Here is a 15,207-nt window from a genome sequence, read left to right on the forward strand (position 1 = left end):
AAGGGTGCCGTTCGTTCCTCGGGTCGCGCGGCCCTACCTGACGTCGGCTGCGGTGGCCGACCCTCGCTCGCCAGGGGACACGCTTGCTCCGTTGCGGCGGGAGGCCCTGGACGTGCTGGGCCGGGCGTACGCGTCCGAGGGACGTCTCGCGGCGGGCGCGGTCGCCTGGCTGCTGGCGGTCGTGGCGGCCGTGCTGGGGGCGCTCGCCTACGACCGGGCGCAGGCGTCGTTCGACGACGCAGTCGCCACCTGGCTCGCGGCGGCAGCCATCGTGCTCGGACTCGCCGGCACGCTGCTCGGAGTCGCCGTGGTACATGCCGGCAGCGTGCTCTCGCGAGCTGTCGCCGCCTGGCTGGCCACACCGACCCGCGCCGGAGCCCCGGAGGCCCGGACCGGCTCGACGCCGCGGTCGGTGCTCGGCACCTGTGCCCTCGTCGGGATGGCCGGCGCAGCCGTCCTCGCAGGCGTGGATGTGCTTGCCGGCTCGAGCCCGCCCGCCCACGCCCGTGTGCTGCTGCTCGGCTCCGTCGGCGTCGCCTCGGGCGCCGCGGCGGTGTGCCTGCTCTCCGGCGTGAACCGGGTGCGTACGGCGGCGTGGCAGCCGGACCCGGTGCTCGCCGAGAGGGCCGGGAGGCGTGCGCGCAGGGGAGACGAACCGGCAGGGACGGGGCAGACTGCACTCATGCTGCTGGTGCCCTCCTCGGCCGAGGACTTCCTCGACCCGGCCGATTACCGTCGCGACTGGACGACGTACGGCTCGATGACGATCCGGCGTCAGTCCGCGCTGCGTACGCTGCTGCCCGCCTACACGGACCTCGCCCGGCTGGCCGTCGGGATTCTCGCCTGGTTGCTCGGCCTGACCGGTGCCGCGGTGCTCCGGGCCGGCCTCGGTGACCCGTCAACAACCGGGCTCACCGTCACCACCGTGCTGGTGCTCGCGGTCGTGATGATCGCGCTCGGTGCGGGCGTCGGCGTCGTCGTGCTCCTGGCCGGTAGGCGGCTCTCGCGCGGCGTGGCGCTGTGGGCGCTGATGCCGCGCCTGGTCGACATTGACGGCAATCGCATGGCGACCGGCGTGCCGGTGCCTCCGGACGACCGGGGGAACGGCGAGGTCGTCGGTTCCCTGGGTGTGCGACTGCTGGCGGCGATGGTCGCCGCCGTGGCCGGGATTTGGTGGACGGTCGGCCTGGTGCGGGACGTGGTCGCCGCGCTGGACGCGTACGCGCCGGGAGCCGGCCTCGGCGTCGCGCTCGCGTCCGCGCTCGGCGCCGCGTGCTCGTGGACGGCAGCGATCGGGCTCGCGCGGGGATGGAGCCGCGTGCGCGGCGCTCTGACCGGACGCACCGGCCGGGCACAGCTGTCGGCACTGGTCCGCGAGCTCCACGGCCCCCGGCCGGCGGGCAAGAGCGCCGCCGACGACGCGGCCTACCGCCCGCAGCAGCATGGAACGCAGCAGCAGTATCAGGGCGAGCAGCAGTATCAGGGCGAGCAGTACGGGCAACAGCAGTACGGGCAACAGCAGTACGGGCAACAGCAGTACGGGCCGCAGGACGAACTGGGCGGGACGGAGCGGCGCCCAAGGCCCGCGGAGTACCCGTCGGTGGACGGTCCCGCCCCTCCTGCGCATTCCGTACCGCCGACGCCACCCATGGCGCAGTTCGGCGAGGTGCCCCAACCACTCTCGGAACAAGCGCCTCAGGCACACCGGTCGCTGGTCCCGCAGGTACGCGTCTCGGGTCGGCTGCTCGAGCCCGGCATGACCGTCGTCGGCCGTTCACCCGCCCCCCGTGCGGGCGAGCAGATCGATCACACCGTCGCCCTCGAGGACCGCACGCTGTCCAAGACCCACCTGTCCGTCCGCGTGTCGACCGAGGGTGTGTTCCTGACCGATCGCGCGTCGACCAACGGCACCACGATCGTCACGAACCAGGGCGAGCAGAGGCTGATGCCGTGGCAGGAGACCCGGGTGCCGCTCGGTACCAGGATCCGGGCCGGGGCCACCGAGCTCGCCGTCGCGAGCGGCGAGCCGAACAAGGGCGAGCGGGAGTCCGAAGGGGATGTCGAGCAGACGGTCATGAAGTCCGACCGCCGGGAGATGTGACGTTCACCGGTCGCCCGCGCTAGTCTCGTGACCGTGAGGCACCAGCTGCTCCTTCCGTGCCGCGACGAGGCCCTATAAGGCCGGCCCCTCGTCGCGGCGTTCGTCGTGCCCGGCTCACCAGCGACGAGGAAGAGCGATGAAGACGCAGTACCACATCAGCACCCAGCAGCCCTCCGGCATGCCGATCTCCAAGTACCGGGCGTTCGAAGACGTCAACCCTGTCCGTCTTCCCGACCGCACCTGGCCGGACCAGCGCATCACCCGAGCCCCTCGGTGGCTCTCGACGGACCTGCGTGACGGCAACCAGGCGCTCATCGAACCGATGGATGCCGAGCGGAAGCGGCGTATGTTCAACCTCCTCGTACGGATGGGCTACAAGGAGATCGAGATCGGTTTCCCGGCTGCGTCGCAGTGGGACTTCGACTTCGTCCGCTCCCTCGCCGAGGAGGGCGCCGTCCCCGAGGACGTGACTGTCTCGGCCCTCACCCAGGCGCGGCCGGAGCTGATCCACCGCACGATCGACTCCCTCGTCGGCATGCCGCGGGCGAACGTGCACCTGTACAACGCCACCGCGCCGGTCTTCCGCGACATCGTCTTCCACAACGACCGGGAGGCCACCCGCGAGCTGGCGGTCGCCGGCACCCGCGAGGTGGTGGCGTACGCCGAGAAGGTCCTCGGCGCGGACACGGTGTTCGGCTACCAGTACAGCCCCGAGATTTTCGTCGACACCGAGCTCGAGTACGCCCTGGAGGTCTGCGAGGCCGTCATGGACGTCTGGCAGCCGGAGGACGGACGCGAGATCATCCTCAACCTCCCGGCGACCGTCGAGCGCGCGACGCCGAACGTCTACGCCGACCAGATCGAGTGGATGAGCCGCAATCTCTCGCGGCGCGAGCACATCGCGATCTCCCTGCATCCACACAACGACCGCGGCACTGGCGTGGCGTCCGCCGAGCTCGGCCTGATGGCCGGGGCCGACCGGATCGAGGGGTGCCTGTTCGGCCAGGGCGAGCGCACCGGCAACGTCGACCTGGTCACCCTCGGTCTTAACCTGTTCAGCCAGGGCATCGACCCGATGATCGACTTCTCCGACATCGACGACGTGCGGCGCACCGCCGAGGCATGCAACCGGATGGACGTCCACCCGCGGCACCCGTACGGCGGCGACCTGGTGTACACCTCGTTCTCCGGGTCGCACCAGGACGCGATCAAGAAGGGCTTCACGGACCGCGACGAGAAGGTGGCGGCCGCCGGCGGCGACGATTCCGCCGTCGTCTGGAACCTGCCGTACCTTCCGATCGACCCCAGGGACGTCGGCCGGACCTACGAGGCGGTCGTGCGCGTCAACTCGCAGTCCGGGAAGGGCGGGGTCGCGTACCTGCTGTCCTCCACCCGGGACCTGGATCTGCCGCGCCGTCTGCAGATCGAGCTTTCCGGCATCGTCCAGAAGCACACCGACGCCTACGGCGGGGAGATCGACGCCGAGAAGCTGTGGTCGATCTTCGCCGACGAGTACCTCCCGCACACCGAGGCGATGGGCCTCGAGCCCTGGGGCAGGTTCGACCTCGAGGGCACCACGCTGACGACGGCGGGCGAGGGCGAGGACGCCGTCCTCACCGTCACCGTCATCGACAACGGGGAGCGCAGGGTGCTCGCCGCCACCGGCAACGGTCCGATCGACGCGTTCGTCAAAGCCCTCGATGAGGCCGGTGTGGGAGTCGATGTGCTCGACTACGCCGAGCACGCACTGTCCACCGGTGGTGACGCCACCGCAGCCTCGTACGTCGAGTGCGAGATCGGGGGCCAGGTGCTGTGGGGCGTCGGGATCGACCCGTCGTCGATGACCGCCTCCTTCAAGGCGATCATCTCAGCGGTGAACCGTGCCGCCCGTTGAGCGCGCTACGACCTGCGGAACCGTGCCGCCCGTTGAGCGCGCTACGACCTGCGTGAATCGTGCAGCGGTGAGTCGTGCAGCGCGTTGAACGTGCAGGGACACGGAGGAGCGTGGCCGGCCTGACGCGAGACGCCCACGTGGTGCGTGACTGGCACCTGCCGGCGGACTGGGCGGCCCAGGAGGACCTGGCGGTGTTCGGCGCCGCCGGGCCGCCCCTCTTCCAGGACGACTCGGGGACCTTGGCTGCGCCCGGCGGCCCCGTCACGGTCGCCGTGCACACCGAGGAGCTGCACGGAAGCCAGGCGTCGGGCACGAAGGTCCCGGGGACCCGTTCGGCCGGGCACCAGATGTCCGTGGACCGCACCGTGCGCCGGCCCCCGACGCTGCTCGTGGAACGTCGGGCACTGAACGTCGATGGCGCGTACGCGCGCGACGTCCTCGCGCGCGCCCGCCCCGGGACCGCTGGCGTCGACGCACGACCGACGCGCCGGGTCGTCCGCTCGAGGTACGGCCCGGTGACCCTGCTCCTGAGCCGCCCGTGGGGTGCGCGGACCGGTCCGGACGTGCGGGTCGTCGCGGTGATCGTGCCCGATGGTGCCAAGGACGCCGTCGTCCTGACTTTCACGTGGGACGACGAGGGCGGCATGGCCTCCCTCGAGGCTCTGGTGATGCGGACGGTCCAGCAGCTCGAGCTGGTCATCGAGGAAGAGGACGCGGCGCCTTCGGGCGCCGCGCAGGTGACCGAGAGCGTGGCGGAGCATGGCGCCGCCTTCCCGCCGTCCGAGTGGGTCGGCACCTGGAACCGGGGAAAGCCCGGGACCGTGGCCGCGTGGCTCACCGCACTCGTCCGGCGGTTGTTCGGCACCGCCCGGTTCGGCCGCCCGTCGTTCGTCGTGTGGATCCTGCTCGCTGTGATGATCGCTGCCGTCTGGGCCCTCGCCGGCACGGTCGCCGGGCAGGTGGTGCTCGGCGTCGTGCTCGTGGCCACGTGGGTGCTGCCGCTGCTGCTGACCTGGCGCTCGTGGACCCTGCTGCACGGTCTCGTGACCGACCCACGGGACTACACGGCGACGCCGCAGGCGAACGCGAGAACCTCCGTCTGGCTCTACGTCGCCACGGCAGCCGTGCTCGGCGTCATCCTGTTCGCTTCTGTGCGCTCGGGGAACCACCTGAGGAACGAGGGCACCCTTGTCCTGTGGGTGCTGGCGCACGTCCTGCTCGTGCTGCTCGAGCACGCCCGCGCCCACGCACGCAGGTTCCGCGCGCGCCTCGCCGCGTCGTAGGACGCCCGGAGCAGCACGGGCTGGGATGATGGGAACGTGAAGCTCTACCGGGACGAGGCTGTGGTGCTGCGCACCCACAAGCTCGGGGAGGCCGACCGGATCATCAGCCTGCTCACCCGTCAGCACGGTCAGGTGCGCGCGGTCGCCAAGGGCGTGCGCCGCACCTCCAGCAAGTTCGGGGCACGGCTGGAGCCCTTCGGCGTCGTCGACATCCAGCTCCACCACGGCCGCAGCCTTGACACGATCACGCAGGTGGAGACCATCGCGCCGTACGGTCGTCCCATCGGTGCCGACTATGCGCTGTACACGACCGCCACCGCGATGGCCGAGACCGCAGTCAGGCTGACGGAGATGGAGCGTGAGCCCGCCCCGCAGCAGTACCTCCTCCTCGTCGGTGCCTTGCACGCGTTGTCCACCCGGCGGCACGCGTCGTCGCTGGTGCTCGACTCCTACCTGCTGCGTTCCCTCGCGGTCGCCGGGTGGGCGCCCAGCTGCTACGACTGCGCGCACTGCGGCGCCGAGGGGCCGCACCGGGCCTTCAACGCCGCGGCCGGCGGCGCGATGTGCAGCGCGTGCCGGCCGCCCGGCTCCGCCTCACCGGCTCCCGAGACGCTGGAGCTGCTCGGTGCGCTCCTGTCGGGGGAATGGTCGATCGCGGACGCGACGGAGGCACGGCACCGCACGGAGGCCTCGGGCCTGGTGGCCGCCTACCTGCAGTGGCACCTGGAACGGCAGCTGCGCTCCCTGCGGATGGTCGAGCGGGCATGAGAGTCGTCCGCACATGAGACAGGAACCCGCCCGGTCCCGGCCCGTCCCTCTTCCGCCACCGCCACACCCGTCCGGCGAGGTGGCGCCCCGCATCGACTCCCGGTTCGTCCCGCGGCACGTCGCCGTCGTGATGGACGGCAACGGCAGGTGGGCCAACGCGCGCGGCCTGCCGCGCGTCGAGGGCCACCGGGCCGGCGAGGCCGCTCTGCTCGAGGTGGTCGCCGGAGCGATCGAAGTCGGCGTCACGCACGTCTCCGCCTACGCCTTCTCCACCGAGAACTGGAAGCGGTCGCCGGAAGAAGTGCGGTTCCTGATGGGCTTCAACCGGGACGTGCTGCACCGGCGCCGGGACCAGATGGACTCGTGGGGCGTGCGTGTGCGTTGGGCCGGTCGGCGGCGTCGCCTGTGGCGGTCGGTCATCTCGGAGCTCGAGCGGGCCGAGGAGCAGACCCGGAACAACAACGTGTGCACGCTGACGATGTGCGTGAACTACGGAGGTCGGGCCGAGGTGGCCGACGCTGCCGCGGCCATCGCCCGCGAGGTGGCGGCCGGGCGGCTGGACCCGTCCCGGGTCAACGAGCGCACGCTCGCCCGTCACCTGGACGAGCCGGATCTGCCCGACGTCGACATGTTTCTGCGCACCGGGGGAGAGCAGCGCACGTCGAACTTCCTGCTGTGGCAGTCCGCCTACGCCGAGATGGTGTTCGTGGACACGCAATGGCCCGACGTCGACCGGCGCACCCTGTGGCAGGCGGTGGAGACCTATGCACGGCGGGACCGCCGCTACGGCGGGGCCGTGGACCTTCCCGCGGGGGAGAATCCGGGCTAATATTGGCCGCATGACCAAGTTAGTCGCACGACCAAGTATCCGCAGCTCGCGGCCCTGGCTTCTGGGCGAAGGCGCGACGACGGCGGAGCGGGCACTCGTGGCGGCCACCACCGTCCTCGGGACCCTCGGGGTGCTGGCGCTGGCGTGGCACGCGGGCACGACTTGGCAGTGGTGGCAATGGTTGGTCGTCGCTGTGCTGGCGGTCGACCTGCTCGGCGGTGCGGCGGCGAACGCGTTGGGGGCGTCGAAGCGGTTCTACCACCGGCCGCTGAGCGAGCCCGCCGGTGTGGTGGAGCGGTTCCTGCACCATCCCGTGGGGTTCACCGCGGCGCACGTCCAGCCGTTCGTCCTCGTGCTGGCGCTGCAGGTCGACGCGAGGACCCACGCCCGGGCCGACGAACGGACCGTCGCATGGGCCGACGCATCGGGGGGTGCGTCGGTGAGTGTGTGGGGCTGGGCCCTCGCGCTGTACATGACGGTGCTGGCCGCGGTCATCGTGGTGCACCTGGCGCCTCTGTACCTCAAGCGTCCGGCCGCGTTCGCTGTCGCCACAGCGCTGCTCATCGGGTTCACGGCGGTCGGGCATCCCACTGGCCTCGCGTGGTTTGCTCCGGTGCTCGCCGTCAAGCTCGTGCTGGCGCATGCCGTTCCGGAGCGGGCCTACCGGCGCGGTGATAGCGCCACGGAAGCGGTCGCATGAGTGGCGGCGCCGGCATGGGCGGCCGGGGGGCGCAGCGGCGCGAGGATCTGGAACGTGCCGGCGTCGCCCTGCTGGCGAAGGGCGGATGGCCGGCGGTGACGGCTCGCGGGGTGGCGGAGCGAGCTGGAACCAATGCCGGCCTCATCCACTACCACTACGGCGGGCTGCCGGAGCTGCACCGGGCGGTGGCGGTCCGGGCGACGGACGTGGCACTGCGTCCGCTCGTGGAACGGCTCGTCGCCACCGACGACGTCGCAGCCGCGGTCCTCGGCCTGTTGGGTGCCGAGTCGGATGCTCCTGAGGACGAGGGCCGCCTCACCAGCGAGCTGGTTGCCGGTGCGATGCGTGACGAGGCGGTGCGCGCCGTCGTTGGTGACGCTCTGCGTCAGGTGCGTACCGATCTGGAGACGTGGCTCGCCGCCGTGGAGCCGTCCTGGACCCGGTCTCAGCGCACCGGTACGGCGGTGGCGCTCACGGCTTTGCTCGACGGGCTCTACCTGCACCGGCTGGTCGACGACCAGATCGACCTCGTAGCGACGGCGGATGCGCTGGCCATGCTGCTACGTCGTCCCGGGCCCGCCAACGGTTAGCGGTTCAGAACGGCGAGAATGACGTGCGCTGTGCCGGTCGGATGTTACTCCCGCGGCACGGATTCCGGCCTGGGACCCGCACTTACGGTGCGGTGCTTGCGGGCCTGCGTCGTGGGCGGCTTGGTCGGGTTGTTCATGAACGCGTGGGGCGGATCGCTCGCGGTCGTTCTGGTCGGGTCGTTCGTCGCGGTCGTCGCGGTCGTCGCGGTCGTCGCTGCCGTCGGCGTCGTCGGTTTGGGGGTCTTGGCGGGTCCGAAGAGGGTGGGGCGTGCGAGGGTGCGTTGCGGGCGCACGGGGTTGATGGGGGTGCCGTCGGTGCGGGTGAAGACCCAGGTGCTGTTGTGGCGTTCGATGGTGATGTTGTGCAGGTGTACGTAGTCGTGGTGGTGCCAGCACAGCAGGACGCCGAGTCTCGCGGTGGTGGTGCCGCCGTGTTCGTACCAGTAGAGCGAGTGGTGGATCTCGCCCTCGCCGGGTGGTGCTTGGCAGTCTGGGAACTGGCACAGGCCGTCGCGGGCGATGATGGCGCGGGTCTGGCCGGGGGTGAAGAGTCGTTCCTCGCGGCCGGAGTCCAGGATCTCGGAGTCGGGACCGAAGATGACGCGGTGCAGCTGGCTCTGGCACGCGATCTTGGCGAGCTGGGCGTGGGGGATGGGGGTCCCGTCCGCCAGGGTCGCGGGTTCGGCGCCGAGCATGAACGTCTCGTCGACCCCGGCAGGGATGATGGCACCGTCGGGAGACTCGGACGCGGCAGGGCCCTCGTTGGTGGTGCGGGGGCCGAACGCGCTGCCGGGACCAAGCGGATCAGCCGGATCAGCCGGATCAGCGGCAGCACCGTCGGCGCGTGCGGGGCGGGTGGCGTCGATGAGCCGGGTGAGGGTGTCGTAGGGGACCTGGACGCTCAGGTGGGGCCGGGTGCGGGACCCGGGACGCAGGGTCCCGGAGTCGAGACCGATCCGGGCCAGTGCCGTCAGCGCGTGCGCGCGGCGTTGGGTGGGAGTGCGGGAGTCGTTCTTGGATGGCACGCCGGTGCGGGCGTCGAGTGCTTCTTGGAGCACGTGCCCGGACTCCGGGGAGAGCCAGCCCTTAAGGTGGTAACCACCCAGGGTCGCGGACAGGGAGACTTCTTCCTTGGCGGCGTCCGCGCGCCAGTTCTGGTCGGCGGCGTCGGGGTCGGTGCGGATGGCCCAGTGGTGGACCACCTTGTGGAAGCGGGTCGCGTCCTGCGTGGCGGCCTGAGCGATGAGGAACTCTTCACCGAGGTCGGGGTCGCGGAGCTGGGTGAGCAGCCGCGGGCTGGTGGTGGCGTGCTTGGCCATCACGTCCGCGTGCTCGGCGCTGATCTGCCCGGTTTCCAGTGCGGCCGAGGTGATGGGTAGGTCATCGCGTAGGCGGCGGGCGTGGCGGACCTTGCGCCGGGAGGTGATGAGGTGGCGACCGGTGCGGGCGGCGTACCAGGACGCGAAGCTGCGGGCACCGGTGGTGGCCCACATGCCGTCGGTCTCGGCGGCGACCAGGACCCGGTTCGTCAGTCCCTCGAGGTGGCGGTGCGCGGTCTCCACACCGTCGATCGTCTCGATCAGCTCGCCCGGGCCCAGCGAGGCGAGGTCGAGGCCGGCCAGCTCGGCGAGCTCGGCGCTGACCGCGGCCAGACGGTCCGTTATCGAGGCGTCACCGCACGCGCCGCCCGAGAATTCGTCGGGCACGTCTCCGCCGGTGCCGTCGACCTGGCGGATGGCGTGCTGCCCAGAGGGAGTGGTGTTCTCGGCTTCGATGGCGGCCACGGTGCCCTCCCTCCGGCGGTTTCGTCGTCGTCTTCAACGCTGCTTTCGATGCTGCTTCAACGCTATCGAACACGTGTACGACAAGCAAGTCTTTTGGCGGTATTCCAACGAATTTGTGGACAAGGTGTCATCCCACGGCAACTGTGGACAACACGTCACAACGCTCGCACGACCGGCGGCCGGCGTCCGGAGTCCGGCGTCCGGAGTCCGGCGACTGACGATTGGCGCATTGGCGCATTGGCGCATTGGCGCATTGGCGCACTGGCGCACGGCCGCGTGGCAGCAGAGGGCATGGCGTGTGACCCGCCCGGGGTCGGCCCGGGCGCAGGTGCACGGTCGTGCGTGGCGAAGCCGTGCGCGTCACCACGCATCGTTGCCGCGCCGGCAGCGGTACCCGTACGAACCACCGGATTTGGGACCACGACGGATGCGGCCGATGCCGTGGTTGCCGCTGTTGCCGCCACGCGCCGACCCCTGGCGCCGGCGCCATCGGGACTACCTGTTCTCGACGGACTCCGCTCTGTGCCCGGACGCCGCACACTGCGCACAGGTGCCGAACAGCTCCGCCGTGTGGTCGACGTCGACGAACCCGTTCTCCCGGGCCACCTTCGCGGCCCACTGCTCGACCGGCGCACCCTCGATCTCCACCGTCCGGCCGCACACCTTGCAGACCAGGTGGTGGTGGTGGCTCTCGCGGGCGCACCGGCGGTAGAGCGTCTCGCCGTCGTCGATGCGGAGCACGTCGACGGCGTCCGCCTCGGCCAGGGACTGCAACGTGCGGTAGACGGTGGCGAGACCGACGGAGCTGCCCTCGCTGCGCAGCGCCTCGTGCAGCTGCTGAGCGCTGCGGAAGTCATCAGTCTTCTCGAGGATCTCCTGGACCGCCGAGCGCTGTCGTGTCATCCGTAACATCTCACGTTGCCTCTCGTACGTCGACGTCGTCCTCGACGTCCAGGTGCGGGTCACCGTGCGGTGCAGGACGTCCGATCAGCGGACGCACGATCGATACTACGGCGTACACACCGATCGCCAGGACGACGATGGTTGCTCCGGGGGAGAGCGGGTACAGGTAGGTGATGGTCAGCCCGGTGACGCAGAACAGGACGCCGAGCACCATGGCCGAAGCCATCGTGCCCCGGAAGGATTTCGTGAGGAGCTGAGCGGTCGCCACCGGCACGATCATGATCGCAGAAACCAGGAGGACGCCGACCACGCGCATGGAGACCGAGACCGTCAATGCCGCCATGACGGCGACCAGCACGTTCAGCGCGCGCACGGGCAGGCCGGTGGAGCGGGCGAACTCCTCGTCGTGGCACAGGGAGAACAGCGGTCCACGCAGCCCGATTCCGACGCCGATCACGACGGCGGCCAGCACCACTGTCATGGCGACGTCCAGCATGGAGACGGCTGCGATAGACCCGAACAGGTAGGCGTTGAGGTTCGCCGTCGTCCCGCCCGCCAGGCCGATGAGCAGGACACCGCCGGCGATGCCGCCGTAGAAGAGCAGCGCGAGGGCGATGTCGCCGCTCGTCTTGCCCCTGGCGCGGACCACTTCGACCAGGATCGCGCCGATGACCGAGGCGACGACGGCGCCCGGTACGGCCAGCGCGCCCCGGTCGCTCAGGCCGGCCGCGCTGCTCGCCAGCCATCCCATGGCGACGCCGGTCAGCGCCACGTGCCCGATGCCGTCACCGAGCAGTGCGAGCCGCCGCTGGACGAGATAGGTCCCCATGACGGGGGCGGCCACGCCCACGAGAACGGCCACGGTGAGCGCCCGCTGCATCAGTGGTGTGGCCAGCAGCTCGAGGAGGGTGCTCACGGCCGGCCCTCCATCTGGGTCCGCCACTCCACGGCAAGCTCGGGCGCGTGGTGGACGGCCGGCGTCGCGCCCTCGTGGGCGTGCTCGTGCTCGTGCCCTGGTAGGTCGTGTCCGGCAGCCGGTCGCGGCAAGGCCCCGTCATGGATGACCCGGCCGTGCCGCAGCACTACGCACCGGTCGATCAACGGGCCGAGCTCCCCGGGCTCGTGCAGGACCACGAGCACCGTCGTGCCGCGGGCCCGCAGGTCCGCGACGGTTCGGGCGAGGGCTTCCTTGGACGTGCGATCGATCCCGGCGAGCGGCTCGTCGAGGACGAGCAGGTCCGGCTCGCGCACCAGGGCACGGGCGATGAGCACCCGTTGCTGCTGTCCCCCGGAGAAGACCTGGACGCTCTCGCGGGCTCGCTCGGCGAGCCCGACCTGCTCGAGGGCGTCCAGGGCGCGGGCGCGACCCGCCCGGCCGACGCGCAGCCGGCGCCCGTCCAGCAGTCCGGAGCAGACCACCTCGAGAGCGGTCGCCGGGACACCGGCAGCGGCGGTCACCCGTTGAGGCACGTAACCGATGCGGCCCCAGTCGATGCGGCGGCGCTCGGTGGTGACGTCGTGGCCGTGCAGGAACGCGCGCCCGCGGGCGATCGGAACGATCCCGACGAGGGACTTCACCAGCGTGGACTTGCCCGAACCGTTGGGGCCGAGGAGCGCGACTGCCTCACCGTCGGCGACGCTGAGGTCGACGCGCCGCAGCACGGTCGAGGCGCCGAGCGCCACGGTCAGGGCTTCTGTGCGCACGGGCGCAGCGGTGGTCTTGCTCACGAGCAGCGCAGCGCCGAGGTCAGCGCGTCGAGATTCGCCCTCATGGCGTCAACATAGTCACCGCCGCCCTCGGGTGCGGTCTCGACGGGGTCGAGCAACGCGACGTCGACACCGAGGTCGTTCGCCAGGGATTCCGCCACGGCGGGGTTGACGAGGGACTCGGTGAAGATCGTGGACACGCCCGAGCCCTCCACCACCTCGGTGATCTCGGCCAGTCGTGCCGGGGAGGGCTCAGCCTCCGGGTCCAGGCCGGACAGGCCCACCTGCTCGAGATCGTAGGCCTCGGCGAGGTATCCGTATGCCTCGTGGGCGGTGACGATCGTCCGGATCTCGCACTGCTCCAGCCCGGCCGCGAAGTCGGCGTCGAGCTTTTCCAGCTCTCCGCGAAGCTCCTCGGCGTTCGCCCGATACTCCTCCGCGTGCTCGGGATCGACGTCGGAGAGCTCGGCGGAGACCGCGTCGGCGACGTCGGCCACGCGGTTCGGGTCCAGCCAGAAGTGCGGGTCGCCGGCCTCGTGCTCGTGACCGGCGTGCTCGTGGCCGTCCTCCGCGTGCCCCTCCTCCTCGTGGCCGTCTTCCGCGTGCCCCTCCTCCTCGTGACCGCCCTCCGCGTGGCCTGCTGCCTCCTGCCCCGCACGCTCGCCTTGCCCCTCGACACCGTGGACGCCGGCAGCCTCCGCGACGTCGAGCGCGTGCTCGGGAGACGTGACCTCGAGCGCGTCGTCGAGGGCCGCCTGGAACCCAGAAAGGTAGACGATCGTGGCGTTGTCGAACTGCGCGACCGTGGCGGGCGAGAGCTCCAGATCATGCGGGTCGACGCCCGCGGGCGTGACCGACGAGACGGTGACGTGCTCACCGCCCACCTCTGACGCGACGAAGTCCAGCGGATACATCGAGGCCAGCACCTCGAGCCCGTCACCGCGCCCCTCGTCACCGCCGCCGGCGTCGGCCGTGCCCGAGCAGGAGGCGAGCGGGACAGCGAGGAGGGTGAGTGCGGCCACCGGGGCCAGCGACCGACGTGTGTTCATGAAGACGATTCTCAATGCTTTTGAGAACGAGTGTCAATCTAGTGCCGAGTGACCACGGTCACCGCGTCTGTGAGTCGGTCGTGCGCGCCATTGCGTCGCCCGGCTCGGTAGGTTGGGGCAACGCCGTACCGCCGACCTGGAGATCCACCCGTGGCCTCGCCCTCACGCCTCGACAGCGTCATCAACCTCGCCAAGCGACGGGGGTTCGTCTTTCCTGCGGGGGAGATCTACGGCGGTACCCGTTCGGCGTGGGACTACGGCCCCCTCGGTGTGGAGCTGAAGGAGAACATCAAGCGGCAGTGGTGGCGGGCGACCGTCACCTCGCGTGACGACGTCGTCGGGCTCGACTCCTCGGTCATCCTGCCGCGCGAGACCTGGGTGGCCTCCGGCCACGTGGCGACCTTCTCGGACCCACTGACCGAGTGCCAGTCCTGCCACAAGCGGTACCGCGCGGACACGCTGCAGGAGGAGTACGCCGAGAAGAAGGGCATCGAGGACCCGGGCAGCGTCAGCCTCGAGACCTTGGCCTGCCCGAACTGCGGCAATCGCGGGCAGTGGACCGAACCGCGCCAGTTCTCCGGCCTGCTCAAGACCTACCTCGGCGTCACCGAGGACGAGTCCGGCCTGCACTACCTGCGGCCGGAGACCGCCCAGGGAATCTTCCTCAACTTCACGAACGTGATGACGGCAGCCCGGAAGAAGCCGCCGTTCGGCATCGGCCAGATCGGCAAGTCCTTCCGCAACGAGATCACCCCCGGCAACTTCATCTTCCGCACCCGCGAGTTCGAGCAGATGGAGATGGAGTTCTTCGTCGAGCCGGGAACGGACGCCGAGTGGCACCAGTACTGGATCGACGCGCGCACGGTCTGGTACACGAACCTCGGCATCGCCGCGGAGAACCTGCGCCACTACGAGCACCCGCAGGAGAAGCTCTCCCACTACTCCACGCGCACCGTGGACATCGAGTACCGCTTCGGGTTCACGGGCTCCGAGTGGGGCGAGCTCGAGGGCATCGCCAACCGGACCGACTTCGACCTCAGCACCCACGCCGAGCACTCGGGCCAGGACCTCAGCTACTTCGACCAGGCCAAGGACGCCCGGTGGGTGCCCTACGTCATCGAGCCCGCCGCGGGCCTGACCCGCTCGCTGATGGCCTTCCTGGTGGAGGCCTACACCGAGGACGAGGCGCCGAACACCAAGGGTGGCGTGGACAAGCGCACGGTGCTGAAGCTCGACCCGCGCCTGTCGCCGGTCAAGGTCGCCGTGCTGCCGCTCTCGCGCAACGAGAAGCTCTCCCCTGTCGCACGCGACCTGGCGGCCGAGCTGCGCGGTTACTGGAACGTCGACTTCGACGACGCCGGAGCCGTCGGCCGCCGTTACCGGCGCCAGGACGAGATCGGCACGCCGTTCTGCGTCACGGTGGACTTCGACTCTCTCGACGACCAGGCCGTCACCGTGCGTGAGCGCGACTCGATGGCGCAGGAGCGTATCGGTCTGGACAAGGTGCGCGGCTACCTCGCCGAGCGTCTCCCCGGCTGCTGACGGCGCGTCGTCGGTTTCGGCCGGCCGCCCGCGCTCCTGCCGAGAGCAGGCTCCCGC

Annotated in this window: 13 protein-coding genes; 8 read left to right on the forward strand and 5 right to left on the reverse strand. The window is 70.8% G+C overall.

All coding sequences use genetic code 11. The annotated features are described in order from the left end of the window. Positions 1–4: 4 nt before the first annotated feature. The 7 genes from ABD907_RS19355 to ABD907_RS19385 all read left to right on the forward strand — a co-directional run bounded on the left by ABD907_RS19355 (position 5) and on the right by ABD907_RS19385 (position 8,165). Positions 5–2,101 (forward strand): FHA domain-containing protein, encoded by a 2,097-nt coding sequence (locus ABD907_RS19355; protein WP_345218603.1) that lies wholly within the window; start codon positions 5–7, stop codon positions 2,099–2,101. Positions 2,102–2,237: 136 nt separating this feature from the next. Then, a complete protein-coding gene (gene leuA / locus ABD907_RS19360) occupies positions 2,238–3,995 on the forward strand; it encodes a 2-isopropylmalate synthase (RefSeq protein WP_345218605.1) in 1,758 nt (585 codons plus the stop codon). 110 nt (positions 3,996–4,105) lie between these two features. After that, positions 4,106–5,278 carry a hypothetical protein gene (locus tag ABD907_RS19365; protein WP_345218607.1) on the forward strand — a complete coding sequence of 391 codons (1,173 nt, stop codon included), beginning with the start codon at positions 4,106–4,108 and terminating at the stop codon, positions 5,276–5,278. 36 nt (positions 5,279–5,314) lie between these two features. After that, complete coding sequence (gene recO, locus ABD907_RS19370; protein WP_345218611.1) at positions 5,315–6,046, forward strand: DNA repair protein RecO; 732 nt, start codon at positions 5,315–5,317, stop codon at positions 6,044–6,046. Positions 6,047–6,059: 13 nt separating this feature from the next. Continuing rightward, entirely contained in the window at positions 6,060–6,875 is an 816-nt protein-coding gene (locus tag ABD907_RS19375) for an isoprenyl transferase (protein WP_345218612.1), read from the forward strand. Between the two features lie 10 nt (positions 6,876–6,885). Then, on the forward strand, positions 6,886–7,575 hold the full coding sequence (locus ABD907_RS19380) for a hypothetical protein (protein ID WP_345218614.1): 690 nt from the start codon (positions 6,886–6,888) through the stop codon (positions 7,573–7,575). Continuing rightward, positions 7,572–8,165 (forward strand): TetR/AcrR family transcriptional regulator, encoded by a 594-nt coding sequence (locus ABD907_RS19385; protein ID WP_345218615.1) that lies wholly within the window; start codon positions 7,572–7,574, stop codon positions 8,163–8,165. The genes ABD907_RS19380 and ABD907_RS19385 overlap by 4 nt, the downstream gene beginning before the upstream one ends. A 44-nt stretch (positions 8,166–8,209) precedes the next feature. Here ABD907_RS19385 and ABD907_RS19390 read toward each other — a convergent pair whose 3' ends face one another. The 5 genes from ABD907_RS19390 to ABD907_RS19410 form a co-directional block, all read right to left on the reverse strand. Continuing rightward, positions 8,210–9,949, reverse strand: a complete 1,740-nt coding sequence (locus ABD907_RS19390; RefSeq protein WP_345218617.1) for an HNH endonuclease signature motif containing protein — start codon at positions 9,947–9,949, stop codon at positions 8,210–8,212. Between the two features lie 495 nt (positions 9,950–10,444). After that, positions 10,445–10,861 (reverse strand): Fur family transcriptional regulator, encoded by a 417-nt coding sequence (locus ABD907_RS19395; protein ID WP_345218618.1) that lies wholly within the window; start codon positions 10,859–10,861, stop codon positions 10,445–10,447. A gap of 1 nt (position 10,862) precedes the next feature. Then, on the reverse strand, positions 10,863–11,732 hold the full coding sequence (locus ABD907_RS19400) for a metal ABC transporter permease (RefSeq protein ID WP_345218928.1): 870 nt from the start codon (positions 11,730–11,732) through the stop codon (positions 10,863–10,865). A gap of 32 nt (positions 11,733–11,764) precedes the next feature. Continuing rightward, positions 11,765–12,586: a metal ABC transporter ATP-binding protein gene (locus ABD907_RS19405; RefSeq protein ID WP_486334140.1), complete on the reverse strand. Its 822-nt coding sequence runs from the start codon at positions 12,584–12,586 to the stop codon at positions 11,765–11,767. Continuing rightward, positions 12,577–13,608, reverse strand: coding sequence for a metal ABC transporter substrate-binding protein (locus tag ABD907_RS19410; RefSeq protein ID WP_345218622.1), 1,032 nt, complete (start codon positions 13,606–13,608; stop codon positions 12,577–12,579). Before ABD907_RS19410 ends, ABD907_RS19405 begins: the two co-directional genes overlap by 10 nt. A 150-nt stretch (positions 13,609–13,758) precedes the next feature. On the opposite strand from ABD907_RS19410, the gene ABD907_RS19415 reads away from it, so the two are divergent. Further along, positions 13,759–15,150, forward strand: a complete 1,392-nt coding sequence (locus ABD907_RS19415) for a glycine--tRNA ligase (RefSeq protein WP_345218624.1) — start codon at positions 13,759–13,761, stop codon at positions 15,148–15,150. Positions 15,151–15,207 lie beyond the last annotated feature (57 nt).

It is taken from the genome of Georgenia halophila (assembly GCF_039541595.1).

Bases quoted from the DNA above. Each gene is read 5' to 3' on its own strand.
- ABD907_RS19410 (WP_345218622.1), bottom strand. From the start codon at position 13,608: ATGAACACACGTCGGTCGCTGGCCCCGGTGGCCGCACTCACCCTCCTC.
- ABD907_RS19395 (WP_345218618.1), bottom strand. From the start codon at position 10,861: ATGTTACGGATGACACGACAGCGCTCGGCGGTCCAGGAGATCCTCGAG.
- ABD907_RS19385 (WP_345218615.1), top strand. From the start codon at position 7,572: ATGAGTGGCGGCGCCGGCATGGGCGGCCGGGGGGCGCAGCGGCGCGAG.
- ABD907_RS19380 (WP_345218614.1), top strand. From the start codon at position 6,886: ATGACCAAGTTAGTCGCACGACCAAGTATCCGCAGCTCGCGGCCCTGG.
- ABD907_RS19400 (WP_345218928.1), bottom strand. From the start codon at position 11,732: ATGCAGCGGGCGCTCACCGTGGCCGTTCTCGTGGGCGTGGCCGCCCCC.
- leuA (WP_345218605.1), top strand. From the start codon at position 2,238: ATGAAGACGCAGTACCACATCAGCACCCAGCAGCCCTCCGGCATGCCG.
- ABD907_RS19375 (WP_345218612.1), top strand. From the start codon at position 6,060: ATGAGACAGGAACCCGCCCGGTCCCGGCCCGTCCCTCTTCCGCCACCG.